Annotated in this window: 17 protein-coding genes and 1 pseudogene; 12 read left to right on the forward strand and 6 right to left on the reverse strand. The window is 61.4% G+C overall.

The genetic code is table 11. The features are described from left to right. The 4 genes and pseudogenes from AC04SG_RS26290 to AC04SG_RS26305 all read left to right on the forward strand — a co-directional run. On the forward strand, positions 1-154 hold a 154-nt coding region (locus tag AC04SG_RS26290; protein WP_488553466.1), incomplete at its 5' end, for an integrase core domain-containing protein. 140 nt (positions 155-294) lie between these two features. Then, positions 295-618 (forward strand): tetratricopeptide repeat protein, encoded by a 324-nt coding sequence (locus AC04SG_RS26295; RefSeq protein ID WP_488553421.1) that lies wholly within the window; start codon positions 295-297, stop codon positions 616-618. A gap of 760 nt (positions 619-1,378) precedes the next feature. Further along, complete coding sequence (locus AC04SG_RS26300) at positions 1,379-1,582, forward strand: hypothetical protein (protein ID WP_352556788.1); 204 nt, start codon at positions 1,379-1,381, stop codon at positions 1,580-1,582. Between the two features lie 290 nt (positions 1,583-1,872). Further along, positions 1,873-2,235: pseudogene (locus tag AC04SG_RS26305) on the forward strand (AMP-binding protein); the annotation flags it as partial. Here the strand turns inward: AC04SG_RS26305 and AC04SG_RS26310 are convergent. Beyond that, on the reverse strand, positions 2,229-2,816 hold the full coding sequence (locus AC04SG_RS26310; RefSeq protein WP_488553467.1) for an AMP-binding protein: 588 nt from the start codon (positions 2,814-2,816) through the stop codon (positions 2,229-2,231). The pseudogene AC04SG_RS26305 and the gene AC04SG_RS26310 sit on opposite strands and share 7 nt — an antisense overlap. Here AC04SG_RS26310 and AC04SG_RS26315 point away from each other — a divergent pair. Next, on the forward strand, positions 2,725-3,234 hold the full coding sequence (locus AC04SG_RS26315) for a class I adenylate-forming enzyme family protein (RefSeq protein WP_488553422.1): 510 nt from the start codon (positions 2,725-2,727) through the stop codon (positions 3,232-3,234). The two genes, AC04SG_RS26310 and AC04SG_RS26315, sit on opposite strands and share 92 nt — an antisense overlap. A 947-nt stretch (positions 3,235-4,181) precedes the next feature. Then, the gene (locus AC04SG_RS26320) at positions 4,182-4,400 is read left to right on the forward strand and encodes a hypothetical protein (RefSeq protein ID WP_488553423.1); all 219 of its coding nucleotides are present in this window, start codon (positions 4,182-4,184) and stop codon (positions 4,398-4,400) included. Positions 4,401-4,658: 258 nt separating this feature from the next. Here AC04SG_RS26320 and AC04SG_RS26325 read toward each other — a convergent pair whose 3' ends face one another. Beyond that, on the reverse strand, positions 4,659-6,638 hold the full coding sequence (locus AC04SG_RS26325) for a putative bifunctional diguanylate cyclase/phosphodiesterase (protein ID WP_203280300.1): 1,980 nt from the start codon (positions 6,636-6,638) through the stop codon (positions 4,659-4,661). A gap of 269 nt (positions 6,639-6,907) precedes the next feature. Here AC04SG_RS26325 and AC04SG_RS26330 point away from each other — a divergent pair, with 269 nt between their 5' ends. Next, a complete protein-coding gene (locus AC04SG_RS26330) occupies positions 6,908-7,954 on the forward strand; it encodes a class I SAM-dependent methyltransferase (protein ID WP_488553424.1) in 1,047 nt (348 codons plus the stop codon). 43 nt (positions 7,955-7,997) lie between these two features. On the opposite strand, the gene AC04SG_RS26335 is transcribed toward AC04SG_RS26330, so the two are convergent. Continuing rightward, positions 7,998-8,891, reverse strand: coding sequence for a LysR family transcriptional regulator (locus tag AC04SG_RS26335; protein WP_488553425.1), 894 nt, complete (start codon positions 8,889-8,891; stop codon positions 7,998-8,000). Between the two features lie 112 nt (positions 8,892-9,003). On the opposite strand from AC04SG_RS26335, the gene AC04SG_RS26340 reads away from it, so the two are divergent. The 3 genes from AC04SG_RS26340 to AC04SG_RS26350 all read left to right on the forward strand — a co-directional run bounded on the left by AC04SG_RS26340 (position 9,004) and on the right by AC04SG_RS26350 (position 10,320). After that, positions 9,004-9,732: an SDR family oxidoreductase gene (locus tag AC04SG_RS26340; protein WP_488553426.1), complete on the forward strand. Its 729-nt coding sequence runs from the start codon at positions 9,004-9,006 to the stop codon at positions 9,730-9,732. A 26-nt stretch (positions 9,733-9,758) separates the two neighbouring features. Next, positions 9,759-10,037, forward strand: coding sequence for an Atu4866 domain-containing protein (locus tag AC04SG_RS26345; RefSeq protein WP_436262395.1), 279 nt, complete (start codon positions 9,759-9,761; stop codon positions 10,035-10,037). A gap of 88 nt (positions 10,038-10,125) precedes the next feature. Further along, a complete protein-coding gene (locus AC04SG_RS26350; protein ID WP_488553427.1) occupies positions 10,126-10,320 on the forward strand; it encodes a hypothetical protein in 195 nt (64 codons plus the stop codon). 6 nt (positions 10,321-10,326) lie between these two features. Here AC04SG_RS26350 and AC04SG_RS26355 read toward each other — a convergent pair whose 3' ends face one another. Continuing rightward, the gene (locus AC04SG_RS26355) at positions 10,327-11,220 is read right to left on the reverse strand and encodes an SDR family oxidoreductase (protein WP_488553428.1); all 894 of its coding nucleotides are present in this window, start codon (positions 11,218-11,220) and stop codon (positions 10,327-10,329) included. 127 nt (positions 11,221-11,347) lie between these two features. On the opposite strand from AC04SG_RS26355, the gene AC04SG_RS26360 reads away from it, so the two are divergent. Continuing rightward, complete coding sequence (locus AC04SG_RS26360; RefSeq protein WP_488553429.1) at positions 11,348-12,289, forward strand: AraC family transcriptional regulator; 942 nt, start codon at positions 11,348-11,350, stop codon at positions 12,287-12,289. Between the two features lie 29 nt (positions 12,290-12,318). Here AC04SG_RS26360 and AC04SG_RS26365 read toward each other — a convergent pair whose 3' ends face one another. Further along, positions 12,319-12,957, reverse strand: coding sequence for a glycoside hydrolase family 25 protein (locus AC04SG_RS26365; protein WP_488553430.1), 639 nt, complete (start codon positions 12,955-12,957; stop codon positions 12,319-12,321). Between the two features lie 331 nt (positions 12,958-13,288). Between AC04SG_RS26365 and AC04SG_RS26370 the strand changes: the two genes are divergently transcribed. After that, entirely contained in the window at positions 13,289-13,678 is a 390-nt protein-coding gene (locus tag AC04SG_RS26370; protein ID WP_192252634.1) for a hypothetical protein, read from the forward strand. Positions 13,679-13,705: 27 nt separating this feature from the next. Here the strand turns inward: AC04SG_RS26370 and recQ are convergent, their stop codons facing one another. Continuing rightward, positions 13,706-15,544 (reverse strand): DNA helicase RecQ, encoded by a 1,839-nt coding sequence (gene recQ, locus AC04SG_RS26375; protein ID WP_488553468.1) that lies wholly within the window; start codon positions 15,542-15,544, stop codon positions 13,706-13,708. Between the last annotated feature and the right edge of the window lie 54 nt (positions 15,545-15,598).

Genomic DNA, 15,598 nt, shown 5'->3' on the forward strand with positions numbered 1-15,598 from the left:
TGTCGCCTATCCGACCTCAGACAGCCGTGCAGCCGAGCTTCCAGTCTGGCTCCACAGATATAATTGGCATCGTCCGCACGGCAGCCTAAAATCCAAAACACCAATCAGCCGCCTCGGCTCGAACCAGGACAACCTGTTGAGGCTCCACAGCTAGAGCAGGCCCTCGTCGGCAGATTTTGGTACGACAACGATCCGCGGACGCTACAGAAGGCTTGGGACTCGGCACGAACGGCGCTCGCTCTCGACAGGAGCGATGGCGTCTGCCACCAGAGCATGGGGCTGGTGCTTACGCACATGCGCCAGCACAGCGATGCGGGAGTGCATTTCGAGCAAGCGCGCTCGTTGAACCCGCTGGACGTGAACATAGCGGGGGACTACGCAAGCTGGCTCAACTACGGCGGACAGGCCGAGACGGCGCTGAACGTGCTCGAAACTGCGCTCCTGCGCGACCCGTTACCTCCGATATGGTTCTGGGAGGTGAAGGGCAGCTCGCTCTTCCTGCTTGGAAGGTACTCGGAAGCCGTCGGTTCGTCAGAAGGCCGGCGACCAATTCTTCATTCATGCATTCCTCGCAGCGGCGTACGCACATTTGGGCGAGACGCAGAATGCGCGCGCTGAAGTCGAGGAAGCACTGGCGAGGAAACACGACCCGACTGTCCGGCTGATTTCACGTCTCCCGTTCGCCGACCAGGTCGACCTCGAGCTTTTCACGTCAGGCTTCAGAAAGGCCGGTTTTCCGGCGTGAACGCACCTTCCGGGAGGTTCCAGATCGATCGGGCGTCCGCCACCCACCAGACCTTTTCAATGTATGGTCGCCTGGCCCTTCGCCCATGGCGCCAATCTCCTCGGGCTTCCGCGATCACACCATAGGCTAACGCGATCCCGCCAGTTCACAATACATCTACAAGCGGTCGATTCCTTAGAGATGTAGCCGCTCCCATCAGAGGTCCGTCGCGTGGGGGCACGCGGCGGACTGCTGGTGGCCCATCCGGCCGATAATAGCGCGGCGCCTGGATCATCGCCAGGCGACGGCGGGTTTGTTTAGCCTTCCCTGACGTAAAGGAACGTCTCCTGCACGGTTCAGGAACGGAAGGAGCCCATTCTACAACACGTTATATCGGCGTATGATCTCTCGCCAGCCGGCACCCATTTGCCGGTTAGGCCCGGCGGTCAAACCCCAAGCCCCCCGCCCCTGACCGCTGGGCCGCCAGTAGCCGCGCCAGCGCGCATTTATGCCGACCGTCTGCCAATGTTGGCGCGACAGGAAATGCATCGTTTTACTCAATTTCCAATTGCTGGACTCGCGCGATGCGTCGGTAGTTTAATTTTGCATCAGGCCAAGGAGTGGAAGGGTCGCGAACTGGGAGGAACTAGACACATGGATTTCGAATTCGACATCCGCCATCCGTCTGACGATCAGCCGTACGAAATCACCTCTTTCGCCAAAAAGTACGGCCTTACGATCCCAATTGCGGACGCCGTGCTCTTCGCCAAAGGACCGTCGCGGACGGCATGCGATGCTGCCGCACTGGCTTTCCTCTGCGCTATTGCCGCACAAGCCAAGAGACAGAGGGCGCAATAGGGACGCCTAGCGCCTCTTCTGCTTCAGCCCTCTACATCGCCGCCATCACCGCTGCGATGCTCGCCAGCGCGGGTCTGGCGCTACAGGCAGCGCAAGATGATCGGCATGGCCGCTTGCCTGCTGATGGCCGCCCTGTGGGGGCCCACATCCGTTTTTCCGGTTAGGTCGAGTGAACGAGACCTTCAATCTAAAATGAGCGACTGCTAACATGGTTACAACTTAGGCCGTGCACGATCCAAATTCAGCAAGTCAGGACCATCGACGGTCGTCAATCCAGCGGCGGGAACGAAGTGCCTCAATCACGAGCCAACCACGACGAGCCAATCTGGGTACCACGTCTGCTCGACGTTGGGCTAAGACGCGAGCCAGATGATCTGGCACTTGTTAGCCCCGAGGGCAGCTTGAGCTGGCAAGAACTCGAGCGCGCCAGCAAACGCTATTCCGCTGGCTTGCTGGCCTATGGGCTGAAGCCGGGCGATAGAATTGCGTCGCTCATGCCCAATAGCGCTGCGCTGATGATTCACTACCTGGGCTGCTTCAAATCGGGGATCGTGGCAGTACCCTTGAACTACCGATACACGCCTCCCGAGATCGATCATGGACTCAAGACGAGCGGCGCTCGGGCACTATTGGCCCATGTTGACCGTCAGGAAGACATCGCTTCCAATGTCGCTTTATCGCCGCCGGCACAGAGCAGTCTGAATGACGAAAAGTCTTCGCGCCTGGCATTCTTCGCCCGAACCAACCCGAAGAGGACCGAGGGCAAAGCGATGAGTATGGGCGGGCGATGCTCGCGCAGCATCAACAGGAGCCCGGGTCCATCGAAGCTTGGCGGGACGACGACACGAGCGCCGGCTGCGAGTCCCATGAGAGCGTCCAGGAGCGCTCCGATGTGCGACATGGATCCGCTCAGCAGAACGATGTCGTCTGCCGCAGTTTGGCAGCCCTGTGCGAAGCTGGCAATCATACTGCCCAGACTTTCGAAACTATGGGCTACGCCCTTTGCCGGGCCGGTACTGCCCGAAGTGAAAAAGATAACCGCAGGATCAGTAGGCCCAGGCATAGGCGAATTTTCGGGCGCGATCGGGCTCTCCAAGAGCGTCGCGAAGTTTGAATGGCGATCGTGCTCGGAGCCGTAGTTGATGACCCCAAGTGGCAAGTCACGCGTGCCGCTCGAGCTGGCGCTCGAAGTTACTGCGCTCAGCGGCTTGTCCGTCAATGAGCTGTACGGCATGTCTGAAATTGGAGTTGCCACGATCAACCCTCCTGACGGGCTCAACAAAGCGGGTTCGATCGGGCGTCAGATTGTCGGCTACCAGATATCCATCCGCGACGATAACGGCAATGAACTGCCTCCCGGCGCTCAGGGGCGCCTTTGGATCAATTCGCCTTGCAACATGGTCGGCTATTGGGGTGATGCAGATGCAACGCGTGCCACCATCAGGGATGGCTGGCTGGACATCGGCGATGTGATGAAGATAGACGAGGACGGATACCTTTGGTTCTGCGGGCGGCGAAAACAGATCATCGTACACGATGGCTCGAACATCAGCCCGCAGGACGTCGAGGAAGCGCTTATGCGGCATCCCGCCGTGGCAATCGCCGGAGTTGTCGGGGTCCCGTCCATGGCGAAAATGTCCACGCGTTCGTAACTTTCAAGCCAGGCGCCGCGCAGCCAGCCCCGCAGGAGCTTATCCATTTCGCTCGCGCCAGCGTTGGCTATAAGGCACCGGAGAGCTTTTTTTTACTGGATGAGATGCCCCTCAGCGCCACGGATAAGGTTGATCGGGTGGTGTTGAAGAAGTTGGCGGAGCGCCTTCTGAAATCGGAAGCATCAACAGGGTAGGCATCAGAGGCTCGATAAATTTCAGCCGGCCAATGCCCCGCCAGCGCGCGTTTAGGCTGGCCGCGGTCCTACAGCGCCGAAGCCGTCCGCGCGCCCTGGCGCTTGCCTGTGCCCGCGTGCCACCGTAGCCAAGCCTGCTCGGACTCCTGCCTGTAGCCGGCCGGCATCGGCTGCCCAGTCGGCCGGCGGCAAGCGCATGCACCATTTCGGCTCGCGATATCCCCAGTGCTCAAGTCCGACCATCTGCGAGCCATCGAACCAGACCGACACATTGAGTTCGGGGAAGTGCAACACCTTGGCCTGCCACCAGGTGCGATCGATCTCGTATTCGCCTGCACCTTCCGCCCAGCCAGACCAGCCGCGGCCAGGGCACTTTGGTTAGTTCGCTGTCTCGCATGGCTCGCGTTAGCCTGTCTCGTTTCGGGACCAAAATGCTGGCACCGCTTTTGCGCTGCATAGATTGCCGGTGCTCTTCCTCCCACCGGTCCTGATCGGGGATCAGGAAGTAAACTTTCGCCGGGCTTGAGGGAATTGGGGTTCCTCGCCCGGCGAGTTTTCTTTCAATGCAGCACCATGGCGCCAACGGCGGCGATCGAGGAGATGAAGGCAAGCCAAGCAATCATGGATGCAATGACATTGACGGGATGACAGATCAGGAGCCAGTTGAGCGCACCGACCGAGCCCGGGCGGCCCGGCCGAGACCGCGTGTGCGATGAAAACCTCGAGCAGCACGGAGACTGACGGGAGGAAGAAATGAACCGGGTCAAGGACGTTTGCGATCGAGCACGATCGCTATGGCTGCGGGTGGTGCGATCGACCCACCCTGTCGACGATGTCGAGAACAACGAGCTTTATCGGCTGATCGACGGCAAGAACAAGGTCATCACCGGCACCAACTTCGAGGCGTCCCGCTTCGACATCAAGACCCGTCTATCGCGGTGGGAGAGCTACACGCCGCCGAACGTTAACTGAAAACTATTCCGGTTCGGAGTACTTTGGACAGCCCCGGCCACCGCGCTGGGCATTTCCATGTCAGTGAACAATGCGATCGGCTATCTCGGCTCGAAGCCGGGTTGCGAGCGCGAGTGGCCCGACCGCAACCCAGCGAGCGCTCTCTCCGCCAGTTTGCTTCCGCTTGAACGATGCTCGCCAATCTTCGACCGGCAGCTACTTTCCGTCCCGGAATTGCGAAAAAAGCGGTTCGCCGTTTCTGTGAAACGGTGAAACGCTCTAGGCAACGAGGCCTTGCCTGATCTGGTTTACTTCTTCGATCGGGACCGGATGCCCCGTGAGGAAGCCCTGCATCAAATCTACCCCCAGGCGCTGCAGCAATATGTACTGCTCTTCCGTTTCAACGCCCTCGGCGAGCACGACATGGCCGAGATTGCGAAGCAGCCCGACCATGTCCCGCAACAGGCTAAGGCCATGAGACGTCTGGCAATCGTGGAGAAAGCTGCGGTCGATCTTGACCACGTCGAATTTGAAACGGCGGAGCCATGTAAGGCCAGCAAATCCCGTTCCGAAGTCGTCCAGCCAGATCTGAACGCCCAATTTTCGCAGCCGCTCCACGTTTCTTACCGCTTGCGCCTCCAGAAAGATGTCACTGCCTTCGGTGATTTCGATGGCCAGTTTCTGTGGCGCGAGGCCGTGCCGACCAAGGATTTCGGTGATCCGGAGTGAAAAGTTAGGAACCTTGAGCTGAAAAACAGATACGTTCACGGTCACGACCGAGCCCAATCCGTATTCGGCCATGTCACCGCAGGCTCGATCGACCAGCCACGTACCCAGTTCCACTATCGCGCCGGTTTGCTCGGCAACGGGTATGAATACGGACGGACTGATCATGGTACCGTCGAAGTCACATACCCGCATAAGCGTCTCGTGGCCCAGCACACGTCCAGACGCCAGGTCGCAAATTGGCTGGTAGGCGACAGAAACGAGCTGGTTGGAAACTGCCAGCTTCAGCAATTCTGAAAGATTTTCGCCGGAGCGATCCCGGCCGGTGGCGTGCGGGTCGTAAATTGTGAACGTAGCCCGACCCGCAAACTTGGACGCGTAGAGTGCGCGGTCAGCTTCCTGCAGCAGGATTCTAAGCTCTACGCTCTGATCGGCGCGCGTCAACGAGGCTCCGGCACTGATCGTGACAATGTTGAGCTTGTCACCCCGATCAGGGTGATAGATGTCCAAGTCCTCCACAGCGCGGCAAAATTGCTGCGTTATTTCGTGAAGGTGAGCCCGTCCGGTGACCTTGCAGAGAATGACGAATTCTTCTCCGCCATAGCGGGCCGCGACAGCGTTGTTCGAAGCCGCTATTTCGGAAAGGACCTGGGCGAGTTTGATCAGACAATCGTCGCCGGCTTGATGACCAAGTCCGTCATTGAACCTTTTGAAGTAGTCGACGTCGATCAGAATGAGGCCTATCTCGTCGTCGTCCGCGGCCCAGTCTTCGCGCAGCTCCGAGAACTCTCGAATGATCGCTCTCCGGTTTTTCATCCCCGTGAGCGGATCGGTGTCCGCGATTTCGGTTAGCTTCTGCCCCTTCCTGATAGCAGCCTGCTCCTGAATCTGTGCCCGAAGTGCGTGCAGGAAAGTCTGGTACCGCTCCAGGCTAAGTCGCCAGGAAAGATACAGCGACAACACCAGACAATTCACGAAATACGCCGACAGCACGACCCGGCCAACGATGTCGGCCTGGAGGAAGAACAGCGCGGCGCACACAAAGCTAGCGGCGACCGTCGCCGAGGCAATGGCCGAAAGCCAAAACCGGAAGTTGAAGAACAAATTCGCACCCAGGATAAACACGGTGCCAAAAACCATGAAATGGGAGAGGGCATCCTGATGCTCTGTTCCAAGAGCGGAGACGAGCCATCCAAGGGCACCGGATACAATCGCCAGCGCCGCTACAAGGTGCAAGGTGGCAAGGGCGAAGCCCCGTCGGGCGACAAATTCGACAAGCGCCAGGGACGTGATCCCCAGCACAACGCGGGTCAAAACAAGCCGATCGGCGATATCCGGAAAAAGAAACCAATCGAAGAGGCCATAGGCCACATAGCTGAGTACAGCAGCGGCAATACCCCATCGCACGAGACTGCGATTTTCATCGGCATCTTTCTGCAGGAACAGCGCCAGGAGTTCCGGATCGGCCGAATGCCAGCGCGGGCGTGCAATCGCAACCGCCACCTTCTGGGCAACGTCCTCGCTCAGTTGCATTGCAACGCTCCTCTGCGATCTGCGGTAGCGAATGCAATAGCCGAGGTTGCCTGCCGTCGGAGAATGAAGGCGCCACTGTCCGCAAGAAAAGTCGGATGTCGCTAACCGACGGTAAACAGACGGTTCGGATTTAGCCAGTTCAGCAAGGTGAAGGGGCCGCTCAATTGGCTAAAGTTTTATTAAAATTTTATTAAAATAGTTCGCATCGTGCAGCGACACACCTATGCTGTTTGCCGGGGACCGGGGGGTAAAACCGGAGAGTAAACGGCATGCCAATCGACCCAAAAGTGCAGATCGACGAATACAGCCTCGTCACCACCAGACTGATGAAGAAACATGCCCCTACCTCTGAAGAGACGATTGACACTGACGAGTTGAGGGACAGGACGGCCCAGCTCGCCCTGATACTGGATCTTGCTCACCAAGCCTTCATGCGGCACAAACCGGCCGCCCCCATCGTCCACCGCCTGGCAGGCAGGCTCCATAAGCTCCGCCGGCAGGTTGCTCCCGCGGTCTGGCAGAAACTCGTCCCGTTGGCTCAGCAGCATCGGGTCGCGGAATATTTGATCCAGGATCCGTTCACGCGTTGGTCGGTCGAAAAACCGCGCGGGTATTCAGGCGATGCAGGCCTGCTGGACATTTACTACAAGCATCCCGCTGCCGACGATGCCGTGGCTTCGTCGACCTTACTTGGTCGGCAAATTTACGCGTACACCAGTGAAGCCGCCAGTTCGGTGGCGGGGCGCGAGCGGCGGGATATCCTGGCCAGGACGGTGGACGAGACGGCCAGGAGGGTGGAAAAGGCGGAGGTCCTGGCGATTGCCTGCGGCCACCTGCGGGAAGCCGAACGCTCCGACGCGTTGGCCAAGCGCAAATTGCAACGTTGGATAGGCTTGGACCAGGACCCCATCAGCGTAGCCACGGTGAACCACGACTTTGCCGGCACGGCAGTCGAGGCACTCCAGGGCTCTGTACGCGGCATTCTTCGCCGCGCCTATTCTCTTGGCACATTCGATCTCGTCTACGCATCGGGGCTTTACGATTATCTGCCGCGTGCCATCGGCGTCCGCCTGCTGCAAAGAGCCATGGAACTCGTCAAGCCTGGTGGCGAATTCCTGTTTGCCAATTTCAGCGACGAGATCACGACCGATGGCTACATGGAGACCTTCATGGATTGGCCGCTCATCCTGCGTTCGGCTGACGATATGTGGGACATCATCAATGCCGCCCTCGGCAAGAGCTCTTTCGAAGCGCACGTATATTATGGCTCTAACCGAAATATCGTTTACGGCAAAGTCAGGAAGGGCGACCTCTAACTGACACAGCGCAGGAAATCGCGCGAGTCTCCCACTTTCGGTATCACAGCTGCCAGCGCTTAAGATGGTCGATCAGCGCGCGCAGCTTCGGCGCGGCATTCCTGCGGCTCGGATAATAGAGGTAGAAGCCGGCAAAGCGCGGGCAGTAGTTTTCGAGCACTGGTATCAGGTCGCCGCGTTCGATTGCGCGGCGAAAGCTCTCTTCCATGCCGAAGGTGATGCCCGCGCCGGCGACAGCGAGCTTGATCATCAGGCTCATCTCGTTGGTCGTGATCTCCGGCGCGACCTCGACCCGGAATTCGCGGCCCTGATCGGCGAATTCCCAGCGATAGGGCGCAACCTTCGGCGCCGGACGCCAGCCGATGCAGCGATGTTGGGCAAGTTCCGCGGGATGAGACGGCAGGCCGAAGCGGTCGCGATAGGCAGGCGAGCAGACGGCAATCTGCCGCTCGTCATCCGCCACCGGCACGGCGATCATGTCCTCGTCGATCACCTCTCCCAACCGCACCCCGGCATCATAGCCTTCGGCGACGATGTCGAACTCTTCGTCGGTCACCGTGATGTCGAGCTGGATATCGGGATTGGCAGTGCAGAAAGCCGCGAGAAACGGCCCGGACAGGAAGCGTTCGGCAATCGAGGATACGGCCAGCCGCAACTGGCCGCCCGGGCGGTCGCGCAGTACCTGTGTCGCCTCGAGCGCGGAGCGCATGTCGGCAATGGCCGGCCCGACTTCGGCATGGAGCCTCTCGCCGGCTTCGGTCAGGCTAACGCTGCGCGTGGTGCGTTGCACCAGGGCAATGCCAAGGCTCTCCTCCAGCCGCTTGATCGTCTGGCTGACGGCCGAGCGGCTGACGCCCAGCCGATCGGCTGCAGCGCGGAAATTCCGCTCCTCGGCGACAAGCGCAAAGACCACCAGTGCATTGATGTCAGGTGACACTGGTTAGCTCCGCTTTCCATCGTGTGGCGAAATGAGTGTCTTATCGCAACAATGCTCTCGGCATATCTCCCTGGCAACCCACCTCTCAGTCCAGACATAAAGGAAAGTTGCCATGTCCCTCGACAAGATCGTTCTCGTCACCGGTGGCTCCAGCGGCATCGGCGCCGGCATCGCTCGCGAACTCGGCGCCGCCGGCGCCAGGCTGATGCTCGGCGCCCGCCGCACCGACCGGCTGGAAATTCTGGCCCAGGAAATCCGGGCAGGCGGCGGCGAGATCATGACCCGCCGGCTCGACGTCACCGACCGCGCCGATGTCGCGACCTTCGCCGACGCAGCGCGCCAGGCCTGGGGTCGGGTCGACGTCATCGTCAACAATGCCGGCATCATGCCGCTGTCCCTGATGGCATCGATGAAAACGGATGAATGGGACCAGATGGTCGACGTCAACATCAAGGGCGTGCTCAACGGCATCGCGGCGGTGTTGCCGGAGATGACGGCGCGCGGTTCGGGCCACATCATCAACATTGCCTCGGTCGGGGCGCTTACCGTGTCGCCGACGGCGGCGGTCTATTGCGCGACCAAGTATGCCGTGCGCGCCATTTCCGACGGACTGCGGCAGGAACGCAACGACATCCGCGTCACTTGCATCCACCCGGGCGTGGTCGAGAGCGAACTTGCCGGCACGATCACCGACCCGGCAGCGGCGGCGGCGATGAGCAGCTATCGCGCCATCGCGCTGCAACCCGACGCCATCGGCCGGGCGGTGCGCTTTGCCATCGAGCAGCCGGACGATGTCGACATCAACGAGATCGTCGTGCGCCCGACGCGGGCGGCGTATTGACGCGTTCCGTCGCCGCGTCGCTTGTCTTGGCGCTATTCAACTCCGCAACCACCGAGCACCACCGGATGAACACCAATCCTTATGTCGGCATGTGGGTCACCGCCGACCGTAATATCCGCCACGAACTCCTGGCCAACGGCCGCTATGTCGAGGCAAGGGGAAAACGCGAACGCGCCTATCTCGGGCGATATGTCGTGACGGGCAATCACATCGATTATTGGGACGACACCGGCTTCACCGCCGACGGAGACTTTGTTGATGGCGTGCTGCACCACGCCGGCATGATCCTTTACCGGGACAAATGACGGGTCGCCGAGCGCAATCCGGGCCGATCGGAACAGATCTCCAGGCCTTTGCTGCTACTCGGTCGTCAGTTGGCGGAGTTTCCCGGCAGTGTCGCAGCCCGCATTCATCGTCCTGCTCATGCTGCTGGCGGTCATCCTTGCCGCAGCCGTGCAGGCTTTGCTGCGGCCGCAGCGCAGCGACATGGACGGAGCGGGATCAGCGGGATTGCGGATTGCCATCCTGCTCGCCCTGCCGCTGATCGCATGGCTGTCGGTCAATGCCATGCAACGCAATTGGCCCTGACCTCGTTCAGCTCTCGAAATAGCTGACACGGTCGAGATCGGCGATAAGCCCCGGCCCGGTCGGCAACCATCCCAACCTAGTGCGGGTCTGCTCGCTCGACGCCGACAGATCCCTGCCGATGAAATGGCCGAGGAAGCCGAAATGCCCGGCCGCCTCCTCGAGGCTTTTGGAAACGACCGGCAGGTTGAGGCGGCGGCCGATGATCTCGGCGATCTCCCTGGTCGCCACGCCCCGTTCGCCAACCGCATGATAGCTGGCGCCGCCGGCACCCTTCTCCAGCGCCAGCCTGTACAGCGTGGCGGCGTCGGACCGGTGCACCGCCGCCCAGCAATTCACGCCGTCGCCGACATAGGCCGAGACGCCTTTTTCACGCGCAATGGCAATCAGCATCGGCACGAAGCCGTGATCGCCGTCGCCATGAACGGTCGGCGCAAGCCGTACCGTCGATGCGCGCACCCCGCGCGCGGCAAGCGCCATGGCCGTCGCTTCCGAAGCGCGCGGCATGGCGGCGGATGGAGGCGCGGGTTTGTCGTCCTCGGTCGCCGGCCTTCCCTGCGCAAAGCCGGCGAGGCCGGAGGTGACAAGCAGCGGCCGCTCCGAACCTTCCAGCACCGCGCCGAGCGTTTCGATGGCGCGCTGGTCGGCTGCGCAACTGGCGGCGAATTTCGAAAAGTCGTGGTTGAAGCCCGTATGGATGACGCCATCCGCCTGGGCGGCACCGCTGCGCAGGCTGTCCAGGTCCTCCATATCGCCGCGATGCGCCTCGGCCCCTGCGGCGACGATCCACTTCGCACCCGCCTCCGAGCGCGCGAGGCCAAGCACCTGATGGCCCGCCCCAAGCAATTCCTGCACAACGGCCGAACCGACAAAACCGGTGGCACCGGTAACGAACACGCGCATGATGATTTCTCCTCGGGTTTGTCGAAGGCCGCACAGGCAGCCCGCATGCCGAAGGAGATAGAAGGTTGAGATCATACGATCTATGCTGTAAAATCCGAAATATCTTCGCAATCGTCCGGGAATGCTCATGGATCCGCTGTCAGACGTGCTGTCGCTGCTGAAGCCGCGCAATTATCTGTCCGCCGGGCTGGAGGCTGGTGGTGACTGGGCGATCCAGTTCCCCGACCAGCAGGCCGCCATCAAATGCGGCGCCGTGGTCTACGGCCAATGCTGGCTGTCGGTCGAGGGGGTCGATGACGCGGTGCGCCTGGACGCCGGCGACTGTTTCCTGCTGCCGCGCGGCCGGCCTTTCCGTCTTGCCAGCGATCTCGGCCTGCCGACGGTCGATGCAAGCACGATCTTTTCACCGGCGCGCACCGGCGGCATCACCACCCACAATGGCGGCGGCGATTTCCTGCTGGTCAGCAGCCGCTTCGCGCTGTCCGGCGACCATGCCGGCATCCTGTTGCGGATGCTGCCGCCCATCGTCCACATCCGTGGGGACAGTGACCATTCGGCGCTGCGTTGGCCGGTGGAGCGGATGATGCAGGAATTGCGCCAGCGGCGTCCCGGCGGCTTTCTCATCGTCGAGCATCTCGCCCATATGATCCTGATCGAGGCCTTGCGCCTGCATATGGGGGCTCGTGACAGCGTCGGCTGGCTGTTCGCGCTGACCGACAGGCAGATCGGCGCCGCGATCGCCGCCATGCACGAAGACCCGGCGCATGCCTGGACATTGCAGACGCTGGCCGAGCGCGCCGGCATGTCGCGATCGACCTTTGCGCTGAAGTTCAAGCAGACGGTCGGGGCCTCACCCCTGGATTATCTGACGCGCTGGCGCATGATGCTCGCCGGCGACAGGTTGATGCATTCCGGCGATCCGGTGTCCGTTATTGCGCTGGCGCTCGGCTATGAATCCGAAAGCGCCTTCAGCACGGCGTTCAAGCGCGTCATGGGCTGTTCGCCGCGCCAATACAGCCGGCGCCTGGAAACGGACTCGCCGGCGCAGGGCGAACGCGAAGCCGCCTGAGCAGGCGATCCGATGCCGGATCACCTTGCCTACAGGCTGTAGCGCGAGCGAAACTCGACGAAGGACATCGCCAGATGGTTCTCGTCCACCTTGCCGGTGATCCCGTCGATGCTGCCCGACTGGCTGAATTGCCAGATGGCATAGTTGGTGAAGCCCGACGGTATCGGCGGCGGGCTCGAGCCGTAGCGGGCGAGCCAGAGCGGGCAGTTGCCGAAACCGCTCGGGTTGCCCAGTGCCTGCCAGATATTGGCGCGGGTATAGATGAACGGCCAGCGGCCGCCATGGGCGGACCGCACCGCCGCCACCCAATCCTTCGCCTTCTGGACATAGGCGGCCCGCGCCGCCGGCGTTGCCGGAATCAGTTCGATGTCGAGCGACGGAATGAGGTCGCCGCTGCCGAACGACACCGTGTTGAGGAAGGCATGCGCCTGGTCGGCGCCCGAAGCGGTGTTGCGCAGGAAGTGATATCCCCCCACCAGCAATCCCGCCGCCTTGGCATCGGCAACATTGCGCACCGCGAATGCGTCCTTGCTGGTCTTGTCGGATATCTTGACGAAGGTGAACTTGACCCCGGCGCTGGCAATTTTCGCCCATTTGATGGCGCTGGCGCCGCCGCCGCCGGCCTCGTTCTGATAGTGCGAAACGTCGATCCCTTCACGCGTCGGCATGCCCTTGCTCCCATAGCCAAGCGGGCGCCGAAAATTCGGCGCGCCCGATTCGTTTTGATGCAAGCTGTAAGAACTTCCCCCGAAGCTCAGCGAACATTGGTGCCGAATAGAGAACCTGACTCTCTTGCTTCGCTGAATTCAGGCATATTAGCCCTGTCTAAGTCCGCCTCTGTGAAACCCTTCACACAGCTTTGCAGAAGCTGGCGATCCGGTCGTTGACGGCGTCGGGCTTTGCGTCCTTTGTACAGTCGGGCGTGGCATTCGGTTGATCCACTCTCGCCCTGTTGATTAATATTCCCATCTTGTCCAGGGACTGCAAAGGCCAGCAAGCATGAAACCGGAACAGCGGGCAAGGAAGTGGATCGAGAAGAAGGCCAAGAAAGGTGTGCGAAGCCATCCAGTCGGCACCATCGCCTTCTATGGTCCCGATGACAGGCGCGCCACCAAGGCGGCCGTCGCCATCATTCCTGACCAGCACTCCGACGCGACCGAGATGCGCCGCTGGTTTGCCGAAACGGGCGATCTGCGCAAGGACGATACGATCTTTGGCGAAATTGCTGCGTTCTTGCAGGAGCACGAAGTCCATTCCGTGGTCATGGTCGACGGAATTCTCGGTTGCCCACACGAGGAAGGGACTGACTACCCGGAAGGAGGCGTCTGCCCGCGATGCCCTTATTGGGTGGGGCGGGATCGCTGGTCGGGCAAGTTGAAAGCGTACTGATGCCAGATCAGGCTTTGGTCCAGCCTCTCAGCCTTGCGCCTCTGACGGGTGCGCAGCGATTGCGCTCAGGAAAACCTTGCCGAACTCCTTGAGCTTGGCAGCACCGACGCCGTTCACTTCAGCGAAAGCGTCGAGGTTTTGCGGGCGGCGTTCGGCCATGTCGATCAGCGTGCGATCGGAAAACACCACATAGGCCGGAACCTGGCGCTCCTTGGCCAGACGCAGCCGCAGCGTCTTGAGGGTGGCGAGCAGCGATGCATCGACATTTTCGCCCTGGGGAGTCTGGCCGGCACGAGCCGCGCGGCGCGCCGCGCGGGTGCGCGTCTCGACGCGGTACTGGAACGGAACCTCGCCACGGCCGAGCGCATGGCCCTTGTCGGCGATGGCCAAGCCGCCATGGCCACCTGGATCCGGCACCAGGAAGCCGTTCGCGACCAACTGACGGATCAGCGATAGCCAAAAGTCCTTTTTGTGCGCGGCACCGCTGCCGAAGCCGGCCAGCCGGTGATGGCCCCTTGCCGCCACCTTTTCGGTCTCGTGACCAAGCAGGATGTCGATGACATGGCCGGCGCCGAAGCGCTCGCCGCTTTGCGCGACCGCCGCCAGGATGATGCCAGCCTCGGTGGTGCCGTCGGCGCGCGGCGCCTGCTCCAGGCAGTTGTCGCAATTGCCGCAAGGCGAAGCCTCTTCGCCGAAATAGCCGAGCAGCACCTGGCGCCGGCACTCCGCCGTCTCGCAATAGCCGATCAGCGTGTCGAGCCGGCCATGCGAGCGGCGTTTGTGCTCGACAGCAGCGTCCTCGTCCTCGATGAACATGCGGCGCATGCGGATATCGCCGAGGCCGTACAGCATATGAGCTTCCGCTGCTCGCCCGTCGCGGCCAGCGCGACCGATTTCCTGGTAATAGGCTTCGAGGCTGCCCGGCAAATCGGTGTGGAAGACATAAGCGACGTCAGGCTTGTCGATACCCATGCCGAAGGCGATGGTCGCAACCATGACGACGCCGGACAGCGTCATGAAAGCGTTCTGGTTGGCGTCTCGCGCCTCCTTGCTCATCCCGGCGTGGTAGGCGAGCGCGGTGACGCCATTCTTCTCGAGGAAGGCCGCCATCTCTTCGGTCTTCTTGCGCGACAGGCAATAGACGATGCCGCTGCGCCCCTGATGGCGCTCGATGAAATTGAGCAACTGCCGCTTGCTGTCCTGCTTGGGCTCGATAGCAAGCTTGATGTTGGGTCGGTCGAAGCCAAGCACCTGCGTTTCCACGCGCCCGCCAAACAGCCGCGTCTCGATATCTGCCCGCGTCGTCTCGTCCGCCGTCGCCGTCACCGCAATGATCGGCACGTCGGGAAAGATGCCGCGCAGCTGCGACAGATCTTCATATTCGCGCCGGAACGCCGGCCCCCATTGCGAAATGCAATGCGCCTCGTCGATGGCGATCAGCCTGACATCGAGCCTCGTCAGCGCATCGAGCATGCGCTCGGTCATCAGCCGTTCCGGAGCGAGGTAGAGCAGACGCGTCTGACCCGAGGCGACGCGGCGCCATGCCGCGACATTGGCGTCGCGCTCGATGGATGAATTGATCGTATCGGCGGCAACACCGGCAAGGCGCAAGGCCGCGACCTGGTCCTGCATCAGCGCCACCAGCGGTGAGACGACGATGGTGAGCCCGCCTTTGACCAGCGCCGGCACCTGGTAGCAGAGCGACTTGCCGGCACCCGTCGGCATCACCGCCAGCACATGACGGCCGGCAAGCAGCGCCTCCATCACCGACGCTTGGCCCGGGCGAAAATCGTCAAAGCCGAACACGTCCTTGAGGACACGCCGTTTGGGATCGTGCGTCGAAACGCTCGTCGTCGATATCTGCATCACTGATGTTTTCGATCGGCCGCCCGAAGCAGCGGCATGGGGCAACGATTAGCC

The organism is Mesorhizobium sp. CNPSo 4684, assembly GCF_057784315.1.

Bases quoted from the DNA above. Each gene is read 5' to 3' on its own strand.
- AC04SG_RS26295 (WP_488553421.1), top strand. From the start codon at position 295: ATGCGCCAGCACAGCGATGCGGGAGTGCATTTCGAGCAAGCGCGCTCG.
- AC04SG_RS26300 (WP_352556788.1), top strand. From the start codon at position 1,379: ATGGATTTCGAATTCGACATCCGCCATCCGTCTGACGATCAGCCGTAC.
- AC04SG_RS26315 (WP_488553422.1), top strand. From the start codon at position 2,725: ATGACCCCAAGTGGCAAGTCACGCGTGCCGCTCGAGCTGGCGCTCGAA.
- AC04SG_RS26310 (WP_488553467.1), bottom strand. From the start codon at position 2,816: ATGCCGTACAGCTCATTGACGGACAAGCCGCTGAGCGCAGTAACTTCG.
- AC04SG_RS26320 (WP_488553423.1), top strand. From the start codon at position 4,182: ATGAACCGGGTCAAGGACGTTTGCGATCGAGCACGATCGCTATGGCTG.
- AC04SG_RS26325 (WP_203280300.1), bottom strand. From the start codon at position 6,638: ATGCAACTGAGCGAGGACGTTGCCCAGAAGGTGGCGGTTGCGATTGCA.
- AC04SG_RS26330 (WP_488553424.1), top strand. From the start codon at position 6,908: ATGCCAATCGACCCAAAAGTGCAGATCGACGAATACAGCCTCGTCACC.
- AC04SG_RS26340 (WP_488553426.1), top strand. From the start codon at position 9,004: ATGTCCCTCGACAAGATCGTTCTCGTCACCGGTGGCTCCAGCGGCATC.
- AC04SG_RS26355 (WP_488553428.1), bottom strand. From the start codon at position 11,220: ATGCGCGTGTTCGTTACCGGTGCCACCGGTTTTGTCGGTTCGGCCGTT.
- AC04SG_RS26360 (WP_488553429.1), top strand. From the start codon at position 11,348: ATGGATCCGCTGTCAGACGTGCTGTCGCTGCTGAAGCCGCGCAATTAT.
- AC04SG_RS26365 (WP_488553430.1), bottom strand. From the start codon at position 12,957: ATGCCGACGCGTGAAGGGATCGACGTTTCGCACTATCAGAACGAGGCC.
- AC04SG_RS26370 (WP_192252634.1), top strand. From the start codon at position 13,289: ATGAAACCGGAACAGCGGGCAAGGAAGTGGATCGAGAAGAAGGCCAAG.
- recQ (WP_488553468.1), bottom strand. From the start codon at position 15,544: ATGCAGATATCGACGACGAGCGTTTCGACGCACGATCCCAAACGGCGT.